At 62.7% G+C, this 20,331-nt stretch carries 28 protein-coding genes; 21 read left to right on the top strand and 7 right to left on the bottom strand.

Annotated features, from left to right (window positions below):
* Window positions 1-91: 91 nt before the first annotated feature.
* The 9 genes from NKH59_RS02955 to NKH59_RS02915 all read left to right on the top strand — a co-directional run bounded on the left by NKH59_RS02955 (window position 92) and on the right by NKH59_RS02915 (window position 8,933).
* Window positions 92-865, top strand: a complete 774-nt coding sequence (locus NKH59_RS02955) for an SDR family NAD(P)-dependent oxidoreductase (RefSeq protein WP_352502136.1) — start codon at window positions 92-94, stop codon at window positions 863-865.
* Window positions 866-944: 79 nt separating this feature from the next.
* Window positions 945-2,267, top strand: coding sequence for a histidinol dehydrogenase (gene hisD, locus NKH59_RS02950; protein WP_352502137.1), 1,323 nt, complete (start codon window positions 945-947; stop codon window positions 2,265-2,267).
* A gap of 15 nt (window positions 2,268-2,282) precedes the next feature.
* Entirely contained in the window at window positions 2,283-3,305 is a 1,023-nt protein-coding gene (locus NKH59_RS02945; protein WP_352502217.1) for a zinc-dependent alcohol dehydrogenase, read from the top strand.
* A 31-nt stretch (window positions 3,306-3,336) separates the two neighbouring features.
* Window positions 3,337-4,068 carry a histidine utilization transcriptional repressor HutC gene (gene hutC / locus NKH59_RS02940; RefSeq protein WP_352502138.1) on the top strand — a complete coding sequence of 244 codons (732 nt, stop codon included), beginning with the start codon at window positions 3,337-3,339 and terminating at the stop codon, window positions 4,066-4,068.
* 226 nt (window positions 4,069-4,294) lie between these two features.
* Complete coding sequence (locus NKH59_RS02935) at window positions 4,295-5,296, top strand: ABC transporter substrate-binding protein (protein ID WP_502893732.1); 1,002 nt, start codon at window positions 4,295-4,297, stop codon at window positions 5,294-5,296.
* Between the two features lie 97 nt (window positions 5,297-5,393).
* Window positions 5,394-6,191 carry an ABC transporter permease gene (locus NKH59_RS02930; protein WP_353020915.1) on the top strand — a complete coding sequence of 266 codons (798 nt, stop codon included), beginning with the start codon at window positions 5,394-5,396 and terminating at the stop codon, window positions 6,189-6,191.
* 10 nt (window positions 6,192-6,201) lie between these two features.
* Window positions 6,202-6,984, top strand: a complete 783-nt coding sequence (locus NKH59_RS02925; RefSeq protein WP_352451005.1) for an ABC transporter ATP-binding protein — start codon at window positions 6,202-6,204, stop codon at window positions 6,982-6,984.
* A gap of 204 nt (window positions 6,985-7,188) precedes the next feature.
* A complete protein-coding gene (locus NKH59_RS02920; RefSeq protein WP_051406115.1) occupies window positions 7,189-7,590 on the top strand; it encodes a YciI family protein in 402 nt (133 codons plus the stop codon).
* Window positions 7,591-7,676: 86 nt separating this feature from the next.
* The gene (locus NKH59_RS02915) at window positions 7,677-8,933 is read left to right on the top strand and encodes an RNA polymerase sigma factor (RefSeq protein ID WP_353020799.1); all 1,257 of its coding nucleotides are present in this window, start codon (window positions 7,677-7,679) and stop codon (window positions 8,931-8,933) included.
* Between the two features lie 87 nt (window positions 8,934-9,020).
* Here the strand turns inward: NKH59_RS02915 and NKH59_RS02910 are convergent, their stop codons facing one another.
* The 4 genes from NKH59_RS02910 to NKH59_RS02895 form a co-directional block, all read right to left on the bottom strand.
* Window positions 9,021-9,428 (bottom strand): PIN domain-containing protein, encoded by a 408-nt coding sequence (locus NKH59_RS02910; protein WP_352502141.1) that lies wholly within the window; start codon window positions 9,426-9,428, stop codon window positions 9,021-9,023.
* Window positions 9,418-9,648, bottom strand: a complete 231-nt coding sequence (locus tag NKH59_RS02905) for an AbrB/MazE/SpoVT family DNA-binding domain-containing protein (protein WP_023676182.1) — start codon at window positions 9,646-9,648, stop codon at window positions 9,418-9,420. The genes NKH59_RS02910 and NKH59_RS02905 overlap by 11 nt, the downstream gene beginning before the upstream one ends.
* Window positions 9,649-9,755: 107 nt before the next feature.
* Entirely contained in the window at window positions 9,756-10,184 is a 429-nt protein-coding gene (locus NKH59_RS02900; RefSeq protein ID WP_352849884.1) for a type II toxin-antitoxin system VapC family toxin, read from the bottom strand.
* Entirely contained in the window at window positions 10,181-10,423 is a 243-nt protein-coding gene (locus tag NKH59_RS02895) for a type II toxin-antitoxin system Phd/YefM family antitoxin (protein ID WP_352502143.1), read from the bottom strand. Before NKH59_RS02895 ends, NKH59_RS02900 begins: the two co-directional genes overlap by 4 nt.
* A gap of 194 nt (window positions 10,424-10,617) precedes the next feature.
* Between NKH59_RS02895 and NKH59_RS02890 the strand changes: the two genes are divergently transcribed.
* From NKH59_RS02890 to NKH59_RS02865, 6 genes are all read left to right on the top strand, one after another.
* On the top strand, window positions 10,618-10,941 hold the full coding sequence (locus NKH59_RS02890; RefSeq protein ID WP_023716560.1) for an ArsR/SmtB family transcription factor: 324 nt from the start codon (window positions 10,618-10,620) through the stop codon (window positions 10,939-10,941).
* The gene (locus NKH59_RS02885) at window positions 10,938-11,348 is read left to right on the top strand and encodes an SRPBCC family protein (RefSeq protein WP_352502144.1); all 411 of its coding nucleotides are present in this window, start codon (window positions 10,938-10,940) and stop codon (window positions 11,346-11,348) included. Before NKH59_RS02890 ends, NKH59_RS02885 begins: the two co-directional genes overlap by 4 nt.
* Before the next feature lie 71 nt (window positions 11,349-11,419).
* Window positions 11,420-11,812, top strand: a complete 393-nt coding sequence (locus NKH59_RS02880) for a VOC family protein (protein ID WP_352502145.1) — start codon at window positions 11,420-11,422, stop codon at window positions 11,810-11,812.
* Window positions 11,813-11,899: 87 nt separating this feature from the next.
* Window positions 11,900-12,130, top strand: coding sequence for a hypothetical protein (locus NKH59_RS02875; RefSeq protein ID WP_352473441.1), 231 nt, complete (start codon window positions 11,900-11,902; stop codon window positions 12,128-12,130).
* 4 nt (window positions 12,131-12,134) lie between these two features.
* A complete protein-coding gene (locus NKH59_RS02870; protein ID WP_352502146.1) occupies window positions 12,135-12,605 on the top strand; it encodes a DUF1801 domain-containing protein in 471 nt (156 codons plus the stop codon).
* 91 nt (window positions 12,606-12,696) lie between these two features.
* Entirely contained in the window at window positions 12,697-13,095 is a 399-nt protein-coding gene (locus NKH59_RS02865) for a DUF1801 domain-containing protein (protein WP_352502219.1), read from the top strand.
* On the opposite strand, the gene NKH59_RS02860 is transcribed toward NKH59_RS02865, so the two are convergent.
* Window positions 13,096-14,004: a dihydrodipicolinate synthase family protein gene (locus tag NKH59_RS02860; protein WP_352502147.1), complete on the bottom strand. Its 909-nt coding sequence runs from the start codon at window positions 14,002-14,004 to the stop codon at window positions 13,096-13,098.
* A 265-nt stretch (window positions 14,005-14,269) separates the two neighbouring features.
* On the opposite strand from NKH59_RS02860, the gene NKH59_RS02855 reads away from it, so the two are divergent.
* The 6 genes from NKH59_RS02855 to NKH59_RS02830 all read left to right on the top strand — a co-directional run bounded on the left by NKH59_RS02855 (window position 14,270) and on the right by NKH59_RS02830 (window position 20,016).
* The gene (locus NKH59_RS02855; RefSeq protein ID WP_352768230.1) at window positions 14,270-15,367 is read left to right on the top strand and encodes a Gfo/Idh/MocA family protein; all 1,098 of its coding nucleotides are present in this window, start codon (window positions 14,270-14,272) and stop codon (window positions 15,365-15,367) included.
* 11 nt (window positions 15,368-15,378) lie between these two features.
* Window positions 15,379-16,038, top strand: a complete 660-nt coding sequence (locus NKH59_RS02850) for a ThuA domain-containing protein (RefSeq protein ID WP_352502149.1) — start codon at window positions 15,379-15,381, stop codon at window positions 16,036-16,038.
* Window positions 16,039-16,191: 153 nt separating this feature from the next.
* The gene (gene uxuA, locus NKH59_RS02845) at window positions 16,192-17,391 is read left to right on the top strand and encodes a mannonate dehydratase (protein WP_352502150.1); all 1,200 of its coding nucleotides are present in this window, start codon (window positions 16,192-16,194) and stop codon (window positions 17,389-17,391) included.
* On the top strand, window positions 17,388-18,302 hold the full coding sequence (locus NKH59_RS02840; RefSeq protein WP_352502151.1) for a PfkB family carbohydrate kinase: 915 nt from the start codon (window positions 17,388-17,390) through the stop codon (window positions 18,300-18,302). Before uxuA ends, NKH59_RS02840 begins: the two co-directional genes overlap by 4 nt.
* Window positions 18,303-18,401: 99 nt before the next feature.
* Window positions 18,402-19,184, top strand: a complete 783-nt coding sequence (locus NKH59_RS02835) for an SDR family NAD(P)-dependent oxidoreductase (RefSeq protein ID WP_352451506.1) — start codon at window positions 18,402-18,404, stop codon at window positions 19,182-19,184.
* A 70-nt stretch (window positions 19,185-19,254) separates the two neighbouring features.
* Window positions 19,255-20,016 carry a GntR family transcriptional regulator gene (locus NKH59_RS02830; RefSeq protein WP_353020794.1) on the top strand — a complete coding sequence of 254 codons (762 nt, stop codon included), beginning with the start codon at window positions 19,255-19,257 and terminating at the stop codon, window positions 20,014-20,016.
* On the opposite strand, the gene NKH59_RS02825 is transcribed toward NKH59_RS02830, so the two are convergent.
* Window positions 20,002-20,190 (bottom strand): hypothetical protein, encoded by a 189-nt coding sequence (locus tag NKH59_RS02825; protein ID WP_352473431.1) that lies wholly within the window; start codon window positions 20,188-20,190, stop codon window positions 20,002-20,004. The genes NKH59_RS02830 and NKH59_RS02825 overlap by 15 nt on opposite strands.
* 8 nt (window positions 20,191-20,198) lie before the next feature.
* A complete protein-coding gene (locus NKH59_RS02820; protein WP_280952094.1) occupies window positions 20,199-20,327 on the bottom strand; it encodes a hypothetical protein in 129 nt (42 codons plus the stop codon).
* Window positions 20,328-20,331 lie beyond the last annotated feature (4 nt).

Below are 20,331 nucleotides of genomic sequence, written 5' to 3'. Positions count from 1 at the left end.
ACAGCCATGATGTACATGCTTGTATAGATAAGCTGCATTCGGATAGTCTCGACGCGATCGGTCCAAGCGCGACATTACCAAGGAGGATGACATGCGCAACGCATCTCTCTTCGATCTGTCAGGCAGGAAGGCGCTTGTAACCGGCGCAAGCCGTGGCATCGGGCGCAGCATCGCCGAGGCGCTCAGCGCGGCCGGCGCCGACGTCGCGGTCGCGGCGCGCAGCGTGGCCTCGCTCGAGAAGACGATGGCCGCCATCCGCACCGCCGGCGGGGTCGCGCACGCCGTCGCCCTGGATGTCACCGATGTCGACCGCTGCCGGGCGGCGACAGCCGAGGCCGGCAGCCTGCTCGGAGGTCTCGATATTCTCGTCAACAATGCGGGGGTGGAAGAGGTCCGGCCTTCACTCGATGTCGACGAGGCCTTGTGGGACCGGATTGTCGATACGAATCTCAAAGGCGCCTTCTTCTGCGCCCAAGCCGCCGCGCGGCAGATGAGAGACGCCGGACGGCCCGGCGTCATTATCAATCTCTGCTCGCTGACCTCCGAGGTTGGGGTTCCCACGGCGGTGCCGTACGGCTCGTCGAAATCAGGCCTCCTCGGCATGACGCGGGCGCTTGCTGCAGAGTGGGCAGATCTCGGAATCCGGGTCAACGCCATTGCGCCTGGCTATTTCAGAACAGCGATGACAGACGTGTTCTACAGCAACGAGGCATGGCAGCAATCGATGCTCGCCAAGATTCCGCAGCGCCGTTTTGGTGATCTCTCGGACCTGCACGGAATCGCGGTGTTCCTCGCTTCGGATGCGGCAGCCTACATAACCGGCCTGTCCATTCCCGTGGATGGAGGCTTTCTCGCATCGATTTGAAGGCTTCAGGGCCGGAGACGTGTCCCAGAAGTGATCGACAAGCGCTAATCGTAATTGCGTTCTAACAAAAGGAGCCGCCATGTCTGACGTCAGCTTCCACCGCCTGTCATCCCTCAGCGTCGATCAGCGGGCCAGTTTACTGAAACGCGCCGAAGGAGATCTGTCTTCCTTCATCGAAAAGGTCCGTCCAATCATTCAGGCCGTCAAGGATGAAGGTGACGCGGCACTGCTCCGGTTTGCACGCGAACTCGACAAAGCCGATGTTGCCGACGGTGGACTGAAAGTTTCGGAAGCGGAGTTCGACGCGGCATTCGACAAGGTCGAAAAGGATGTCGTGGAGAGTATCCGGTTCGGCATTGAGAACATCCGGCATTTCCACGAGGAGCAGCGCCCGGAAACGATGTGGCTCAAGGAAGTTCGGCCGGGCGCCTATGCGGGTGACCGATACACACCGATTGCTTCCGTTGCGCTTTATGTGCCGCGCGGCAAAGGCGCCTTTCCCTCGGTGACGATGATGACCTCGGTTCCGGCGGTGATTGCCGGGGTTCCCCAGATCGCGATTGTGACGCCTGCGACTTCGGATGGTTCCGTCGACGCCGCGACGCTGGTTGCTGCCCGCATCGCCGGCGTGGAGACCGTGTACAAGTGCGGCGGCGCCCATGCGGTCGCCGCCGTCGCCTATGGGACCGAGACCGTGAAGCCTGCCGTCAAGATCGTCGGGCCGGGGAGCCCCTGGGTGGTGGCGGCAAAGAGCGTGTTGTCCCCGATCATCAACACAGGTCTCCCCGCCGGTCCTTCCGAAGCGATCATTTTTGCCGATCACAGCGTCGACGGCGGCTTGGCCGCTCTTGACCTGTTGATCGAGGCCGAGCACGGGCCGGATTCCTCGGCCTACCTAGTGACGCACAGCCGCAAGGTCGCCGAAGCCGCGTTGATTGCGATACCGGAACACTGGTCCAGGATGAGCGAACAGCGTGTGGAGTTCTCACGCGCGGTGCTGACTGGGAAGCGCGGCGGCATCGTGCTGACCGAGTCGCTGGAGGACAGCTACCGGTTCATCAACGACTATGCGCCGGAGCACCTCGAGATTCTGTCAGCGGAGCCATTTGCGCATCTCGGACGTATCACGGAAGCTGCCGAGATCCTCATGGGTCCGCATACGCCGGTGACCCTCGCCAACTTCGTCCTGGGACCCAATGCGGTGCTGCCGACCAGCCGGTGGGCGCGAACCTTTGGACCGCTTTCCGTGACGGATTTCGTCAAGAGATCGTCGGTCGGCTATGTGACCTCGGCGGCCTATCCGGAACTCGCCCTGCATGCCCGCAGGCTCGCCCGCTACGAAGGATTCAGCTCGCATGAGAACGCGGTTTCGGAGATCCGCGATCGCTATCTCGCCGGCTGAGCGGAAACGATGACGATGAGGGCGGCGCGGCTCCATGGACCCGGCGACCTGCGCGTCGAGGATATCGCCGCGCCAGGCGCTCCCGAGCCAGGCTGGGTGAAGCTGAGGGTCGATGCCGCAGGCATTTGCGGTTCCGATCTCCACAACTTCCGCACGGGCCAATGGATAAGCCGATCGCCTTCCACGGCCGGCCATGAGCTGACAGGCACGGTGATTGCCATCGGCGAGGGCGTGGATACCGTCGGTGTTGGCGACCGAGTGGTCGCCGATTCCCGTTTCTGGTGCGGAGAATGCGCGCAATGCCATGCAGGCAAGCGGCATCTTTGCACGTCGCTGGGCTTTGTCGGCGAGATATGCGACGGCGGATTTGCTGAACAGGCGGTCCTGCCCGCACGCCTCCTGCACATCGTCGATGCCGTGCTTGACGAACGGGTCGCGGCGATGGCCGAGCCGCTGGCTGTAGCGTTGCACGCAGTGCGGCGTCTGCCGAAAACGGCCGGTTCCGTTCTTGTCGTCGGCTGCGGGACCATTGGCGGGCTTGCCGCACTGCTGCTTTCCCGGACATTCGCAGGTACCGTGCTCGTCGCCGACCGCAATCAGGGCCGCTGCGCCCGCGTGGCGCGGGTCACCGGCGCCAGCATCGTCGATTTGAACCGGAACGCCATCGCCGCCGCCACCGCGGATGCCCCCTTGCTCGCTGCCGTCGAAGCGACCGGCAGCATCGCAGCACTCGGCCAGTTGCTCGGCGTTCTCGACGCCGGCGGCACCGTTGCGATGGTCGGCATATTCCACGGCCGCCTCGATATCGATCCCAACATCCTGGTTGAACGCGAAATCGCATTGCTGGGATGCCACGCCTTTGCCGATGAGCTTCCCGACGCCATCCGGATGCTCGGCGAATTGACCGAGCCCATGGTCGAACTGATCGACCGGGAGATCGGCCTGGATGATGTTCCCGCAGCCTATAAGCGGTTGTTGGCGGGACAGGGCGATGGCTTGAAAACAATCATCCGGATGCGGTCTGCCGGGCGCGTGTGATTTCCGAACCTTGCCGGAAAGGATTTTTGTAATGATCACTTTGCCCGACACCGCCAGCCCTCTTTACGAGAAGGTCAAGGACTACATCCTGACGAATATCGGAACGGGGCGATGGAGCAAGGACCGCAAGCTGCCGTCCGAAAATGAATTCGTGGCGACACTCGGCGTGTCTCGGATGACGGTCCATCGTGCCTTGCGGGAGTTGACCTCTGCGGGTTTTCTGATCCGGCTCCAGGGCGTCGGCACATTCATCGCGCCGCCTCGACCGCAATCCGCACTGATCGAGATCAACAACATCGCGGCGGAAATTGTCGCGCGGGGAAACAGGCATCGCTCCGAGGTTATCGTCCTCGAAAAGATCACGCCGACAAAGGAGCTCGCGCTTTCGTTTGAGTTTGCAAAGCGCGTGTCGGTCTATCATTCCATCGTCGTCAACTTCGAGAACGACCTGCCTGTGCAACTGGAAGAGCGCTTCGTCAACCCGGGCCTGATACCCGACTATGACAAGCAGGATTTTTCCAAGACAGCGACCTACGACTACCTCATGCAGAAAACCCCCGTGACGGAGGTCGAGCACATCATCTCGGCGACCCCTGCCGATGCCGAGACGGCGCGGTATCTGGGCATCGACGTCGGCAGCTGCTGCCTGTTTCTGCATCGCCGGACATGGACGGGCGCCGTCGTTGCCACGATCAGCAAGCTGACTTACGTTGGCAGCCGCTACTCGCTTGGCAGTCGATATTCTCCATCCAAAAAAACCTGATCGCAGTGAAGCGAATCAGAGTCGGAAGGAGGGGGGCTAACTTGTATATGCATGTATGTATTTAGCCTTGACATCCGCTGTTGCTGACGTTGAAGTGTCGTCGCACTTTCGTTGAACGGACAGCTAAGATGCCGAGGCACGGTGCCGCAAGAGCAGAAGCCCGCATTCTCACCAGGCCGGATGTTTGGTTCAAAAAAGCGGCCTGATCATCAAGGGGAACAAGATGATGCGTAACCTAGCAGGACAATTTCGGGCACTCGTTATGGCTGCTGCCGTCGGGTTTGCCCCGGCGGTCTACGCGGCCGACACGACAATTCCGGCGACGCCTGAGGCAGGAACATTCAAGATAGGCATCGAGCCATGGCTTGGCTACGGCCAGTGGCACGTCGCCGAAGCCAAGGGTCTGTTCAAGGCAAACGGGCTGTCCGACGTGCAGATCGTGAACTTCGCCGAGGACAAGGACATCAACGCCGCCCTGGCGAGCGGCCAGCTCGATGCCGCCAACATCGCGACCCACACGGCTATGGGCATGGTTGCGGCCGGCCTGCCGGTGAAGATCGTGCTTCTGCTCGACGTCAGCATGACGGCGGACGCCATGATCGCCGGCAAGGACATCGCCTCCGTCGCCGACCTCAAGGGCAAACAGGTGGCTTTCGAGGAAGGCACGACGAGCGACATCCTGCTCAAATACGCGCTCGCCAAGAACGGCATGTCCATCGCCGATGTCCAGCCGGTTCCAATGCCGGCGGCGGATGCCGGCAGTGCGTTGATCGCCGGCCAGGTCCCGGTCGCGGTTACCTATGAGCCCTATCTCACCGCGGCCAGGGCACAGAACAAGGACGTCAAGCTGCTCTTCACCGCAGGCGAAGATCCCGGCCTGATCAGTGACGTGTTGGTGGTGCGCGATGAGGTGATCAAGTCGCGTCCCGGCCAGGTGCTTGCCATGATCAAAACCTGGGATGCGGCCCTGAAGGCTTACAATGCCGACACGCCCGACGGCCGGGCGATCATCTCCAAGGCGGTTGGTTCGAGCGTCGAAGACCTGAACACCGCCTTTGATGGCGTGCGTTACTATACTCTCGCCGAAAACAAGGATGCGCTGACGGGCGAATTTTCCACCAAGACATTCGCCGATGTCGAGGCAGCCGCCAAGAACGCCGGGCTGCTTCAGGCGGACGTGACGCCGGAGCAGATGATCGACCCGTCATTCGTCAAGGCCGCGAAATGACGAGGGCCGGCTCGCGGTGGTGACGCAAATGTCCGAGCAGCGTGCGACCAAGCCAAGCCCGTCTCACGCAGCGCCGGGGCAGGTGATCAAACAGCCGATGCGCCGTCGCCCCTCCACCCGGGTCGGCGCGCCCCGAGCCCGCGGGCGGGGCCGGGGGATTTGCGTGGGGGTTTTTTTCGGCCTCGGCCTCGCCTGGTGGGCGGCAACGGGGTTGGGGCTGGTAAAGCCGATTTTCCTGCCCTCGCCGGGGAGCGTGGTGACCCAGCTCGGCAAGCTCTCGGGTGACGGCACGCTGTGGCTGGATCTCAGGACCTCAATATACCGTATTTCTGTTGGCTTCCTCATCGCCTCGGCATTGGCGATTCCGATTGGCGTGCTGATCGGCAGCTTCAGGACTTGGGAAGCGGCGATCGAGCCGCTTGTGGATTTCATCCGCTACATGCCGGTGGTCGCTTTCGTGCCCCTCTCCATCCTGTGGTCGGGGACCGGCGATGCCCAGAAGTTCCTGATCATCTTCATCGGCACCTTCTTCCAGCAGGTGCTGATGATCATGGACAATGTGAAGCGGGTTCCCGCTGATTTCATCGGCCTTGGCAGGACGCTCGGCCTGCCGGATCGCAGGATCCTGACGCGCATCGTGGTTCCCAGCGCCTTGCCAGGCATCTGGGATACGTTGCGCATCAGTCTCGGCTGGGCATGGACCTGGCTGGTGTTGGCGGAACTTGTCGCGGCGACATCAGGGCTCGGCTACCGCATCACCGTGTCCCAGCGTTATTTCCAGACAAACACCATCATCGGCTACATCTTGCTGCTGGGCGTGCTTGGCCTCATCACCGACCAGGTCATGAAGGCACTGGGAAAAGTGCTGTTCCGGCAGGAGGGCCACGTGCAATGAGGCCGGGCCGATGAGTTTGCCCAAATTGCGGATCGAGGGTCTCCACAAGAGCTTCGGCACGGGCGCGCGGCGCACGGAAGTGCTGCGCGATATCAATCTCGATCTTGCCGACAACGAGTTCGTCTCGCTGGTGGGCACGTCGGGTTGCGGCAAGAGCACGCTGCTGTCGATCGTTGCCGGACTGCAGGATTTCGACGCGGGAGATCTTGCCATCGATGGCGCGCCGATCCTGCAGCCGGGCCTCGACCGCGGCGTCGTCTTCCAGTCCTACACCCTGCTTCCCTGGCTGACGGCGCAGCAGAACATCGAGTTCGCCCTCAAGGCCGCGGGTCATGATCGCGCGACCTGCCGCAGGATAGCACGCGAGCATCTCGATCTGGTCAAGCTCCCTCACAGCGCCAATCGTTATCCGTCTGAGCTTTCGGGCGGCATGAAGCAACGGGTGGCCATAGCGCGTGCTCTTTCCTATCGACCCAAAATGCTTCTGATGGACGAGCCCTTTGGCGCGCTCGATGCCTTGACCAGGCATCAGATGCAGGAACTCCTGACGCAGATCTGGGAGGAGCACAGGCTCACCGTGCTCTTCGTCACCCATGATGTGGAAGAAGCCGTCTACCTGTCGGACCGCATCGTCGTGATGGGGATCGGCCCAGGACGCATCATGCAGACCTTCAATGTCGACATCGAGCGCCCGCGCCGGGAAGAGGTCATGGAAACCCCGGCCTTCATGGATTTGCAGCGCAGCGTGCACAAGGCGATCCGCGAGGCCTCAAAACGTCCCGAAATGGTTTAGGCGGGCCACTCAATTACTTACAATCGGCGACCAGCGTTGCGCCCAATCTCGATATCGCGCCATCGCGATTCCTGACCAGGGGAGCCGCGATCGGCGGCTTCTCCTCAACCTCGAAAAAAATTTGCAGGACAATGTCGATTTCCTAAACTCCGTTCGTCGTTTCGATGCCGGGCCGGTGAGTCCGGCTCAACAAGGAGACAGACGATGCGTGTGATGGTGCTCGTGAAGGCTACCGAGGACAGCGAAAAGGGCTTTGTCCCCACGCCCGAGGCGAAGGAGGCGATGGAGGCGATGGGCAGGTTTAACGACGAGCTGCGCAATGCCGGCATCTTGCTCGACGCCGATGGCCTCAAGCCCTCCTCGCAGGGCAAGCGCGTTGCCTTCGATGGCCCCCGCCGGACGGTCATCGACGGGCCTTTCGCCGAGACCCGCGAACTGGTCGCCGGCTTTTGGCTCTGGGAAGTCAAGGACATGGACGAGGCGGTCGCCTGGGTGAAGCGCTGCCCCAATCCCATGCCGGGACCGAGCGAGATTGAAATCCGGCCGCTGTACGAGATGGCTGATTGGCAATGGGAATCTGACGCCGGAGGTCACGGAAATCCATGACCGGACGCGCGAGAAGCTCAGCGGCAACTGAACCTGTCGGCCGCAACCTGCTTTGCCTTCGTTATGGCTTTGGCCGATAAGGCAGCATGACGGCAGGCGAGACGCAGCAGGCGATCGAGGCGATTTTTCGCATTGAACGGGCCCGGCTCATCGCGGGCCTGGCCCGCCTCGTGCGCAATGTCGATCTTGCAGAGGAACTGGTGCAGGACGCCCTCGTCATAGCCCTATCCGAATGGTCCATGACCGGCGTTCCGGCCAATCCTGGCGCTTGGCTGATGACAGTCGCCAAACACCGCGCCATCGATGCGATCCGTCGCGACAAGATGCGCGAGCGCAAGCATGAGGAGATCGCGCGGGAGCTGGACGGCGAGTGCGACGGTACGGCCGAGGGAAACGAAATGGCCATGAACAACGATCTTGGCGACGAACTGCTGGGCCTCATCTTCACAGCCTGCCACCCCATACTTTCGGCCGACGCCCGCGCGGCCCTCACGCTGCGTGTCATCGGCGGCCTGACGACGGACGAGATCGCCCGTGCTTTCCTGTCGAGCGAGGTGACGATCGCCCAGCGCATCGTCCGCGCAAAGCGGACGATCGGAAAGGCCAGGCTCAGCTTCGAGGTGCCGCGCGGCGCCGAGCGTGCGGCGCGTCTGTCCTCGGTGCTGGAGGTCATCTATCTCATCTTCAATGAAGGCTATGCCGCCACGGCAGGCGACGACCTTGTCCGGCCGAGCCTGTGCCTGGAGGCACAACGGCTCGGCCGCATGCTGGCGGGGTTGATGGCCGAGGATGCCGAGGTGTTCGGCCTGCTGGCTCTGATGGAAATCCAGGCATCGCGCCTGCCGGCACGCATCGGGCCGGACGGCGCCCTCTTGACCCTGACCGAGCAAAACCGCGCGCGCTGGGACCAGCTGCTGATCCGCCGAGGCCTTGACGCGCTGGCCCGTGCCGAAGCCCTTGGGGGCGATGGCCCCTATGTGTTGCAGGCCGCGCTTGCAGCCTGTCACGCGCGGGCGTGCAGTCCGGCCGACACCGACTGGCCCCGCATCGCAGCGCTCTACGACCGGCTGCGTGCAGTGATGCCCTCGCCGGTGGTCGATCTCAATCGAGCGGTCGCCCACAGCATGGCCTTCGGGCCCGAAGCGGGCCTGCGGCTGGTAGACGAGATTGCCGACGCCGCCGCCTTGCGCAATTATGCGCCATTGCCGGCGGCGAGAGGCGATTTTCTGTTTCGGGCCGGCCGGCTGGCCGAGGCCCGCGCCGAATTCGAGGCTGCGGCCAAGCTCACCCGCAACGTGCGCGAAGCGGCCTTTCTCCTCGCCCGCGCAGACGCTTGTGGTTGACAGCATCGCTCTCCGTGCCCGACGCGCCGCTCGGCAACATCGAAAGCCGCCAGTTCGCTCCCGGCCAGCCCCCTTCAATGAGCGTGATCAGCTCGCAACGCGAAAGGGATTAACGATGCGCAAGCCTTCGTCGAGCGCCATTCCGTGCTGCATGTCCTCTGACCAGAGTGTATCGCAGCCAGCGTGAACCGCCGCGGAGGCGATCATCGCTTCATAGGTGGAAAGGCCGTACCGCTCGGCGAGCCTCAATCCTGTTTCGTGGGTCTCGTGCGTGAGCGGATGAACCGTCAACAGGCCGCGCAGCGTGGTCAGCAGCGCATGCGTGTCGTCCCATGACATTTGCATCTTCCGACGCGCGACATTGGTGAGTTCATTGAGAACCTGCACGCTGATCGCCCCGCCATCGGCGATGACCGCCTCGGCCCGATCCGCCTTCGCCGTGTCGTCTGACGCGATATAAAGAAGGACATTGGTATCGAAAAAACTAGCGGGCATTTGCCTCGTCCCGATCGAATTTGAAGTCAGCGGGAAGCCGACCGCGGAAGGCGCGGAGACGCTTCAGCAACTCCTCACGCCCGGGCTTCCGCGCGACGCCAAGCTGGCGGGCGTCAGCGACATGGATTTCGATCTCATCGCCTTCCCTGAGTTCAAGCGCTTCGACCACAGCGGCGGGAAGGCGGACCGCAAGACTGTTTCCCCATTTGGCGACCTGCATGCCACTTCCTCGCTTAGATATACGCTGGAAGCAATGTATATCCACAAGTCGTGAAGGTCAAGAATTGCAGCCAATAGGTGTGTTCATTTTGGAGGAGAGGGCCTCGATCATGCCATCAACTGCGTCGGCACGCCGACAATCGGTCCTGCCTCGGCGAGCCGCTGGTCGAGGGTCCACACCGTGGCGCCATGCTCCGATGCCGTCGCGAGGTGCAGGGCGTCGCCAGCACGAAGCCCGAGGATATGCTGATCGGCGAATTTCGCGGCGACCCGAAAATGCCCGCCCGTCACCGGCAGCACGGTGAAGCTCTCAGCGACAAGCTTATTGAACATCGCGAGCGCTGCCGCGCGTTGATCCAGGTCGATCTGTCCGGTCCGAAGCTTGACCGCCATGGCGGAGGACATCTCGGTGATGGTCCAGTCGCTGATCACAAGTTGCGCAGGGTCCTGCTCCGCCAGCCAGCCCTGAACGCGCGCGGTCACGGCTTCGTTGGATAGCGCCGCGATGATCAGCGAAGTATCGAGATAGGACGTCAATAGCGATCGCCATCTCGCATCGATCGCACCAGATCGGTGGCAGCCTGAGCCTGCAGAGACATGGTTGCGGTCAGGGATTGGAGCAGGACGGCGTCGATCCGTTTGCGAGGGCGGGCCACGGCCGTGAGCCTGGCGACCGGCTTGCCACGCCGGGTTATGTCGATCGAGTCTCCAGCTTCAACCCGGTCGACGAGCTCACTCAGATGTGCCTTGGCGTCCGCCAGATTGACTGCATCCATGTCACGCTCCTGACCATGTAGATGGTCATGTAGCGCATAACGCGTGACAATTCCAGTGCAGAGCACGGCGAATAAGCAACTGGCTGCGTGAGCGAAGCAGGTGACCTGCAACGAGAATTATGCCGCTTCCCGCTTGACTCACACATATCCCGGCGGTTATACATCGATCAATAGCCGAAGAGTTATCGATCCCAATGCCAAACGCTCACGATGTACTCTTCAGAACGCTTGCCGATCCGACTCGGCGCGCTATTTTTGAGCGGCTGTGTCGCGAAGGAGAGCAGACGGTCGGGGCTCTGACGGCTCAGGCCGGAATTTCGCAACCGGCCGTGTCAAAACATCTCGGCGTTTTGAGGCAGGCCGGGCTCGTGCGCGACCGCCATGCAGGGCGACAGACCCATTATAGCGCGCAGCTTGCTGCGCTTGCCCCCCTGATCGACTGGACAAGCCAGATGACCGGGTTCTGGCAGAGCCGGTTCGACGACCTCGAAGACCTGCTCAAAAGGATGGACCAGTGAACCGAACGTCGACCGAAACGCTCTCCGTCGTTGTCGAACGGGAAATCGCTTATCCGCCCGAGAAGATCTGGCGCGCGCTCACGCAACCACACTTGATCGAGGAGTGGCTCATGAAAAATGACTTCAAACCTGTCGCGGACCACCGTTTCAATCTTCACGCAGACTGGGGCGTTGTCGAATGTCAGGTGCAGACGGTCGAGCCGAACAGAACACTGACTTACACGTGGGATACCAAGGATCTCAAGAGTGTCGTCTCCTGGACCCTCACCCCCACGAGCACCGGAGCCCGCTTGCGCATGGAACAGTCGGGCTTCCGGCCGGATCAGCAGCCTTACTTCCGGGGTGCCAAAATCGGCTGGCCGAGGTTCTTTGACGATCTGGAGCAGGTTCTGGCGCGGACGGACTGAGATCCGCTGGGCTATCCAGGCAAGGGCTCTGTTACAGAGCGACATCACGAGGCGATAATGGAGGCAAGCCAATGAAGATCAAGTTGGCCAAAGTATACGTGGACGACCAGGAAAAGGCACTGGGCTTTTACACCGAAACGCTCGGCTTTACCAAGAAGGCCGATTTCAGCAATGGGCCGTTTCGCTGGCTGACCGTCGCATCACCCGACGAGCCGGACAGTGCCGAGCTGCAACTCGCGCTCAATGACAACCCCGCTGCAAAGACCTACCAGCAAGCCATTTTCCAGCAGGGCCAGCCCGCGGTCATGTTCTTCACCGATAACGTCAAGGGCGACTACGAGCGCATCAAAGCGCGCGGCGCCGAGTTCACGATGCCGCCGACCGAAGTGACCGGCTCGACCATCGCCCAGCTGAACGACAACTGCGGCAATCTCGTTCAAATCACCCAACTGGCGCGCTGGTAAAGCATGCGTTCAGTGGCGTGGCTGCCCGGCGGGAGTCGCCAAACGGGCTGCCCGATCCGCTTCGGTTCGTCTTCAGAGGAGGTCTCAATGGATTGGAACAAATGGGTTCGGCAGATCCACCGCTGGCTATCGATTATCTTTGCGACGGTCGTCGCCGCCATCTTCATCAGCCTGGGAGTAGGCAAGGAACCCGCCTACTGGGTATACCTCTTGCCGCTGTTTCCACTCGGCTTGCTCCTGCTTACCGGGCTGTACATGTTCGTGCTGCCTTACGCTCCCAAGTGGCGCAACGCAGGGGGCACCGGCGCATTGGAGTGAACGCATGGCCGACAAGACGTCCATCAAGTCAGCGGCGGTCGCGAAGAAGCCCGCCGCCAAGCCTGCAGCCGCCAAGCCGGTCCTCCTCGCAGGCGGCAACCCGCAGATCCCGAAGGGTGATGGTGACGCTCCCGTGCAGGCCTACATCGCGGCCATGCCGAGCTGGAAACGCGACGTCGGCCGCCGCCTCGACGCACTCATCGAGCGCAACGTTCCCAACCTGCGCAAGGCCGTCAAATGGAACTCGCCCTTCTATGGCGTAGAGGGTCAAGGCTGGTTCCTCAACTTCCATTGCTTCACAAAGTACATCAAGCTGGCTTTCTTCCGCGGCACGTCGCTGCATCCTGTCCCTCCAGGCGAGTCCAAGCACAAGGACGTGCGCTACCTCGACATCCGCGAGGACGACCAGCTCGACGAAGCTCAACTCACCGGCTGGGTAAAGCAAGCCAGCCAGTTGCCTGGCGAGCGAATGTGAGTGGAATGCGAGTCATTCCCGCAAACCCGGTGCCGACTAGCGGTATTCATGTGACGGGCGAGCGGCAACAACCCTAGGGAAAGCGACAATGATGATGAAGAGTGGCTCTATGGAAGGAAATGCAGAGAGCTCTCCCTCTCAGCTGATAGATGCGAGGATCAGTGAGCTGGGCGATTGGCGAGGCAAGACGCTTTCCCATGTCCGCGCTCTCGTCAAGCAGGCTGACCCGGAAGTCGTCGAGGAGTGGAAGTGGCGAGGCGTTCCGGTGTGGTCGCACGCCGGAATAATCTGCACCGGCGAGACCTACAAGAACGTCGTGAAGGTGACCTTCGCAAAGGGCGCCGCCCTGCAGGATCCTTCAGGCCTGTTCAACTCCAGCCTCGAAGGCAACACCAGGCGCGCCATCGATATCCGTGAGGGCGAAGACATAGATGAGAATGCGTTCAAGGCGCTGATACGCGCCGCTGCCGCCCTGAACACGGCCCGATAGTCAGCTCCGGCCGATATGGTCGGCTAGCGGGCCGAGAGCGGCGAGCAAAGCTTCGCCGGTGGCTTGCGTCGCGTTCTCATGGGGCGCGCGCAGGTTCAGCCAGCGTCTGTCGCCGGACCGTACCGCCAGCACTGCCTTCATCGCGGAGATGAGGCCGGCGTCCTGGATGATTTTGCGGAACGCGTTGATGGCGGCATCCGCGTCAGTAATGTCCTCTCCCGCCAGCGCTGCGTCGTAGAGGGCCCGGATCGCTGCGGCATTCAGATTGACCGTCGCCGAGATGCACCCCGCAGCACCGTTGGCGAGGCCTTTCGTCAGCTGTGCTTCCGAGCTCGGGAACACCGCGACCCCTGGAGCTGCCGCAATGACCGCCACGGTGTTGTTCCAATCGCCGGCGCTGTCCTTGTAAGCCACCACGACATCCGGAAACGCTTGGCTCAAGCGGGCGGTCAGCGCCGGGCTCACCGGTACGCCGGAATTCTGCGGGATGTGGTAGAGGATCATCCTCATCGCCGGGTTCGCCACCCGTTCGATCAGCTCGCCATAGTAGCGGGCCTGTCCGTTGTCGCCGGCGGCCGTATAGAAGAACGACGGCAGCACCATCACCCCGGCACAGCCGAGCCCGACGGCATGCGCCGTCAGCTCGACGGTCTCGGCAAGTGCCGTGACACCGGTGCCGGGCATCAGATGGCTTGGCGAAATGCCGGCCTCGACCAGCCACTCCAGCGCTTGCATGCGCTCGCGCAACGAGACGGACAACGCCTCGCCCGTGGTGCCGAACGGCGACAGGAAATGCGCTCCCTGATCCAGCACCCACTTGGCGTGTGATATCCAGAGGTCGCGGGCAATGCGGCCGTCGTTTTCGAACGGCGTCAGGATCGGTGCGATGGTTCCTTGTGGGCGGATCATGTGCGTCCTTCTACGGGTGAAAATCTGTTCTGTGCTCAAAGCCGGCATCAGAAATGTCGAGCAAGCTACATGAAGCAGTGTTGCTGAGTACCGGCCGTTCGACCTCGAAATCAAGCGGCTCGCGCATAGGCGCGCGATTGTGATCGGGCGGCGGTTCTGAGGCTCTCGAGGTATATCCTTGTCACGGGACAACCTCGTCCGGCCGAAAGGGGGGTGACAAACGAGTTCTGCTGTTTCATCAATGCCGCCTTTTGAGGAGAAGCCCATGCGCAGCATCGGCGTCGGCATTATCGGCTGCGGCAACATTTCGGATGCCTATCTGAAGGCATCGCCACAATTCCCGGTGCTCGACATTGTCGGCGTCGCCGACGTCAACCGGACGGCGGCCGAGGCCAAGGCAGCGACCTACGGCCTGGCTGCCATGCCGGTCGACGCGCTGTTGGCCGATCCGCGCGTCGAGATCGTGCTCAACCTGACGACGCCGCAGCATCATGTGCCGGTCGGCCTGCAGGCTGTCGGGCAACGCAAGCACGTCTATTCCGAGAAGCCGCTGGCAACGACGCTCAGCGACGCCGAGCGGCTGGTCGCGGCCGCGCGCGAAAAGGGCGTGCGCGTCGGCTGTGCACCCGACACCTTTCTTGGCGGCTCCCACCAAACGGCGCGGCGGCTGGTCGATAAGGATACGGTCGGGACCATTGTCGCCGGCTCTGCCTTCATGCAGGTGCCCGGCCACGAGCTCTGGCATCCCAATCCGGATTTCTACTATCAGCCCGGCGGCGGGCCGATGCTCGACATGGGACCGTACTACCTGACCTGCCTGGTCAATCTCCTGGGTCCGGTAAAATCCGTGACCGGGCAGGCGAAGTCATCCTACGCCACCCGCACCATCGGTTCTGGACCGCGCCAGGGCGAGACCATCCGGGTCGAGGTGCCGACCCATATTTCCGGCCTGCTCGCATTCGAGAATGGCGCCGCGGTCTCGATCACCACCAGCTTCGACGTCTGGAAGCATGAACACAATCACATCGAACTTTACGGAACGACGGGCTCGATGATCGTCTCCGATCCCAACCAGTTCCAGGGCGACATCAGGACCAGCCAGCGCAAGGGCGACTGGACGGTGGCCGATCAGATCCATTCCTATGGCGACGGCAATTACCGGGGCCTCGGCCTTGCCGACATGGCGCAGGCGATCGTCTCGGGCAGGCAACACCGCGCCAGTCTCGACCTTTCCCTCCATGTCCTGGAAATCATGGAATCGATCATCTCTTCAGCAGACGTAGGGCAGCGTATCGATCTCAGATATGGCTGCGCCCGGCCGGCGCCGATGCGCGCCGATCTGCCTTTCGGAATTCTGGAATAGGGAACAATGCGATGAGCAAGACGGCACTGATTTTCTGGGGCGGCTGGGAAGGTCACACCCCGGCTCGAAGCGCCGAAATCGTCAAGGAGATGCTGGCCGGCAACGGCTTCGACGTGCAGCTGGAGCAGGGGACTTCGGCGCTTGCCGATCCGCAGCTGAGCAAGCTCGATCTCATCGTCCCGGTGATCACGATGTCGACGATCGAAAAGCCGGAGCTGCAAAACCTGACCAGCGCCGTCGGGGCCGGCACCGGCCTTGCGGGCTTTCACGGCACGATGTGCGACAGCTTCCGAAATGAGCCGGAATACCAGTTCATGACCGGCGGCCAGTGGGTCGCCCATCCCGGCAACATCATCGACTATCACGTCGATATCACCAGTCCAGACGATCCGGTCATGCAGGGCATCGACGGCTTCGCCTACCGTTCAGAGCAGTATTACATGCATGTCGATCCGACCAACGAGGTGCTGGCGACGACTACTTTCACCGGCGAGCATCTCGATTTCATCGCCGGCGTCGTCATGCCGGTCGTCTGGAAGCGCCGCTACGGCAAGGGCCGCGTCTTCTACAGCGCGCTCGGCCACACCGCCGACGAGTTCGCCGTGCCGCAAATGCGCACGATGTTCGAACGCGGCGCGATTTGGGCCAGCCGAAACTCGGACCTTGCATAGCCGTTCAATCTGAACGCCACGTACCGTTGTAATCTCTCATAGGGCGGCCGCCCGAACGCGGACACAGGACCGGCTGCGGCAAGCAATTGCCTGCCATGGTAGTATCCAATATATCAGCGGTTCTCATCGAGAAATTCCGCAGCTGGAGGTCGAATGGAGCAGACGTGGCGATGGTTTGGCCCGAGCGACGCGGCAACGCTTGCTCATGCCAGGCAGGCCGGCGCGACCGGCATCGTGACGGCACTGCACGACATCCCTTACGGCGAAGTCTGGCCGATCGACGCCATCAGGCAGCGCCAGGCGCTTATCGAGGCGGATCCGGCGATGGGCCTGAAATGGAGCGTCGTCGAGAGCGTGCCCGTGCACGAGGACATCAAGCTCGGCCGCGGCGATCTCGACCGGCTCTACGACAATTTCAGGCAGACCTTACGCAATCTCGGCGCCTGCGGTGTGCGCACGGTCTGCTACAACTTCATGCTGATCCTCGACTGGACCCGGACCGACCTGGCTGCGCCCCTGCCGGGCGGCGGACGGGCGCTCCGCATGAACATGCACGAGCTTGCCGCGTTCGATTGCTACATGCTGCAGCGCAAGGGATCGGAGCGCGACTATGCGTCCGATGTTCTCCAGCGGGCGAGCGAATGGTTCGAGACGACGCCGGATACGTCAAAAGAACGTCTCCTCGCCAACATCATGGCCGGCCTGCCGGGCGCCTTCAAGCGCTACGACATAGCAGAATTGCGCGAAGTGGTGGCCGAGCAGTCGGGCCTGTCGCACGACCGGCTGCGCGAGAATCTCGTCCGTTTTCTCGAAAACGTGCTGCCGGCGGCCGAAGAGGCGGGCGTCACGTTGGCGATCCACCCGGACGATCCGCCGCGCGATCTCGTCGGCCTGTGCCGGATCGTCAAGAACGCCGACGACATCGCGCTTATCCTGGACGCCGTGCCGTCGGCCCATAGCGGCCTCACCTTGTGCACGGGGTCTCTGGGCGCCAACCCGGCCAATGACGTGCCCGCCATCGCCAGGCGCTTTGCGCACAAGATAAACTTCGTGCATCTGCGCAACGTCAGCAAGGACCCGGACGGTTCGTTCATGGAATCCGAGCATCTGCGCGGCGATCTCGACATGGTGTCGGTGGTTTCGATCTTGCTCGACGAGCAGCAACGCCGCCGCGACGCCGGCGAACCGACGGCGCTGCTGCCGTTTCGCCCGGATCATGGCCACGAGCTGATCGATGACGCTGCGCGGCACACCCATCCCGGCTACCCCGTAATCGGCCGTCTTCGCGGCCTTGCCGAATTGAGAGGCGTGATGACCGCGATTGCCCATCAGCGCGGCTACCGGCTGCAATGACAGCGCCCCGCCTGCTCTGCGTGGGCGCGCTCACCTACGACACGATCTTGCGCCTCGATGTACTGCCCTCCGGCGCCGGCAAGTTCCTGCCAAGCGAGGCCGTGCAGATCGCGGCCGGTATGGCGGCAACCGCCGCCGCGTCAGCCAGCCGCCAGGGCGGGCAGGTCTGGCTATGGGCAAGCGTCGGCGACGATGCTGTCGGCCGCGATGTCATCGGCCAGATGGAGGCGGAGCGGGTCGACTGTTCGTTGGTGCGCAGGGTTGAAGGTGGCCGCTCGGCCATTGCCACGATCCTGGTCGATGCCGCCGGCGAGCGTATGATTGTGCCCTTCTACGATGCCGTCACGCAAGCCGATCCTGACCTTCTTCCGCCCGCGGATTTTTCCCGCTTCGACGCCGTGCTGGTTGATGTCCGCTGGCCCGGAGCCGCGGCCCTGGCGCTGGCGAAGGCTCGCGAGTGCGGCATCCCGGCGATCCTTGACGCCGATGTCGCGTCGCGACCGGTGCTCGACCGGCTACTGCCGCTCGCCTCGCATGTCGTTGCTTCGCTGCCGGCGGCACGCATCCTTTGCGGTCCAGAGGTTTCCGCCGGTTCCGCCGTCGCCATTCTCGGCGAACGGACCGGCGCCTTCGTGGCGGTCACCGATGGCGCGAACGGCACCGTGTTCCGCTACTCGGGCAGCAATGACGTCCGTCATCTGCCGTCGCCGCGGGTCGAAGCCGTCGACACCCTGGCGGCGGGCGACGTGTTTCACGGCACCTTCGCTCTCGGCCTGGCCGAAGGTTGGGACGAAGAGCGGGCGATAGCAGTGGCCAGCGCCGCCGCCGCGCTAAAGTGCCTGCGCTTTGGCGGACGGCTCGGCGCACCGACGCGCGCGGAAACGCTGGCTTTCATGCAAGGATCGACATGACGCCGAACACGCTTGGGCCGGTTCGGCAAAGAAAGGCACGTCAAGTGGCGCCGATCGACTACCATGGTAGTCACTGCGCAACTGTTCGAGGGAGAATAAATGGCTGAGTTCAAAAAACGCGCACTGGTCACGGGAGCGGCCATGGGCATCGGCCGTGCTGTCGCCGAAAGACTGGCCGGGCAAGGCGTCGACCTGATTCTGTTCGACCGGGCGGGCGATCAGCTGGATGACGTCGCGGCGCAGCTTTCGGCGCGCGGCGTGACCGTGCACACCGTGCTTGGCTCGACCGCCGACACTGAAGCCTGTGGCCGCGCCGTCGAGCTTGCCCGGTCCGCGTTCGGCGGGCTCGACATGCTTTCCCACAATGCCGGCATTCAGCGTTACGGAACGGTGGAGACCACGGACGAGGCGCTTTGGGACGAGGTGATGAACGTCAACCTCAAGGCTGCCTACCTGCTCTCCCGCGCGGCGATGCCGCTGCTGCGGCAAAGCCGCGGCGCCATCGTCCATATGAGCTCGGTGCAGGGTCTGGCCAGCCAGGAAGGGGTTCTGGCCTACAGCACGGCCAAGCACGGCCTGATCGGCCTGGTCAAATCGATGGCGGTCGACTATGCGCCGCTCGGCGTGCGCGTCAATGCCGTGGCTCCGGGCGCGGTCGACACGCCGATGCTGCGGGATGCGGTCAAGCTCAACGATAAGCCCGACGAGATCCTGCGCATCCTCGACAACATGCATCCGCTCGGCCGTACCGCCCAGCCGCAAGAGATTGCCGCAGTCGTCGCCTTCCTGCTGTCCGACGATGCCTCCTTCGTCACCGGCGAGGTCGTACGCGTCGATGGCGGCCTGCTGGCGCGCATCGGCGGTTCTCCGCGCAAGGAATAACGTCGGCGCTGCTGCTTGCGCAGGCATTTCATGAACGGCTTGAAGCTGCAGAGCCTATAAGGGGTCGCCGATGGCACGGCTTTTGGGAACGCGGACCATCACCGAGGGGCGGCTCGACGAAACCACCCCCGGCGCTTCAGTCGCGGCTAGGACGTTCGAGGTTTTGCTCGACCAGATCCTGACCTTCCGTCTGAAGCCGCACGAGCTGATTTCTGAAAAGGCGATGTCGGAAGCCCTCGGCGTGAGCCGCACGCCGGTCAGGGAGGCCCTCGCCCGGTTGGCCGGTCTTGGCTTGATCGACATTTATCCGCAGCGCGGCAGCATGGTGGCGCCGCTCCGGATTGCCGATCTCGAGAAATCGCAGTTTCTGCGCGAAGCGCTCGAAGTCGGCCTGATCAAGCGCGCGGTCGAGAGCCCGCGCCGTGCCGACCTGCTTGCCGTGCTCAAAGGCGAACTGGCCGTCCAGGAGACGTTCGCCTCCATCGCGGACGACAGGCGCTTCTTCAAGTCGGACGAGCTGTTCCACCAGCACATCGCCAGCCATGCCGGCTTCCCCGGAATCTGGGCCGACATCAGCGCGGCGAAGCTGCACATGGACCGCTTCCGTTTCCTGTCTTTCCCGCGCCTCGACAGCATGTCGGTGGTTCTCGGCCAGCATCGGCGGATTGTCGATGCGCTTGAGCAGGCCGACGCGTTTGCGGCGGAAGAGGCGATGCGAACGCATCTTCGCCGCATCTTCGAGGTGCTCGAAATCGTCCAGGAGCGCTATCCCTATTATTTCGAGGCAAACGGCAGTGTGAGCCCGCTTTCGGCCGGCTCAATCCAAGCCTGAGCCTTTCTTGCGCGCTTCCGAAGGTGTCTTGGTCTTGCTGCCGGATGTGTCGGAAGCTGGCTCGGCTTTGCGATTTTGACCCTCACCGCCTTGCTCGTTGCGGAGCTGCTTTTCCACTATCGATCGCGATCCTTCCGCCGGGTCTTGTTCAGGATGAGTATCGGTTCCCGTCATGTCGGTTCCTATCCATTTTGATCAATTGCGTGCGGCGTGGGCTGACCTCCGCCGCCGGTTCTGTCGCGCCCGATCATCAGCCAGGCGGCGAACAGCACGACCAGTACGACCACGATCCAGGCGACGAAACGAGGCATCGGC

The organism is Mesorhizobium sp. M0998 (assembly GCF_040318885.1).
Lineage (GTDB): Bacteria > Pseudomonadota > Alphaproteobacteria > Rhizobiales > Rhizobiaceae > Mesorhizobium.
Note: the sequence above shows the minus strand (reverse complement) of the source record. Positions and strands in the feature narration are given on the sequence as shown.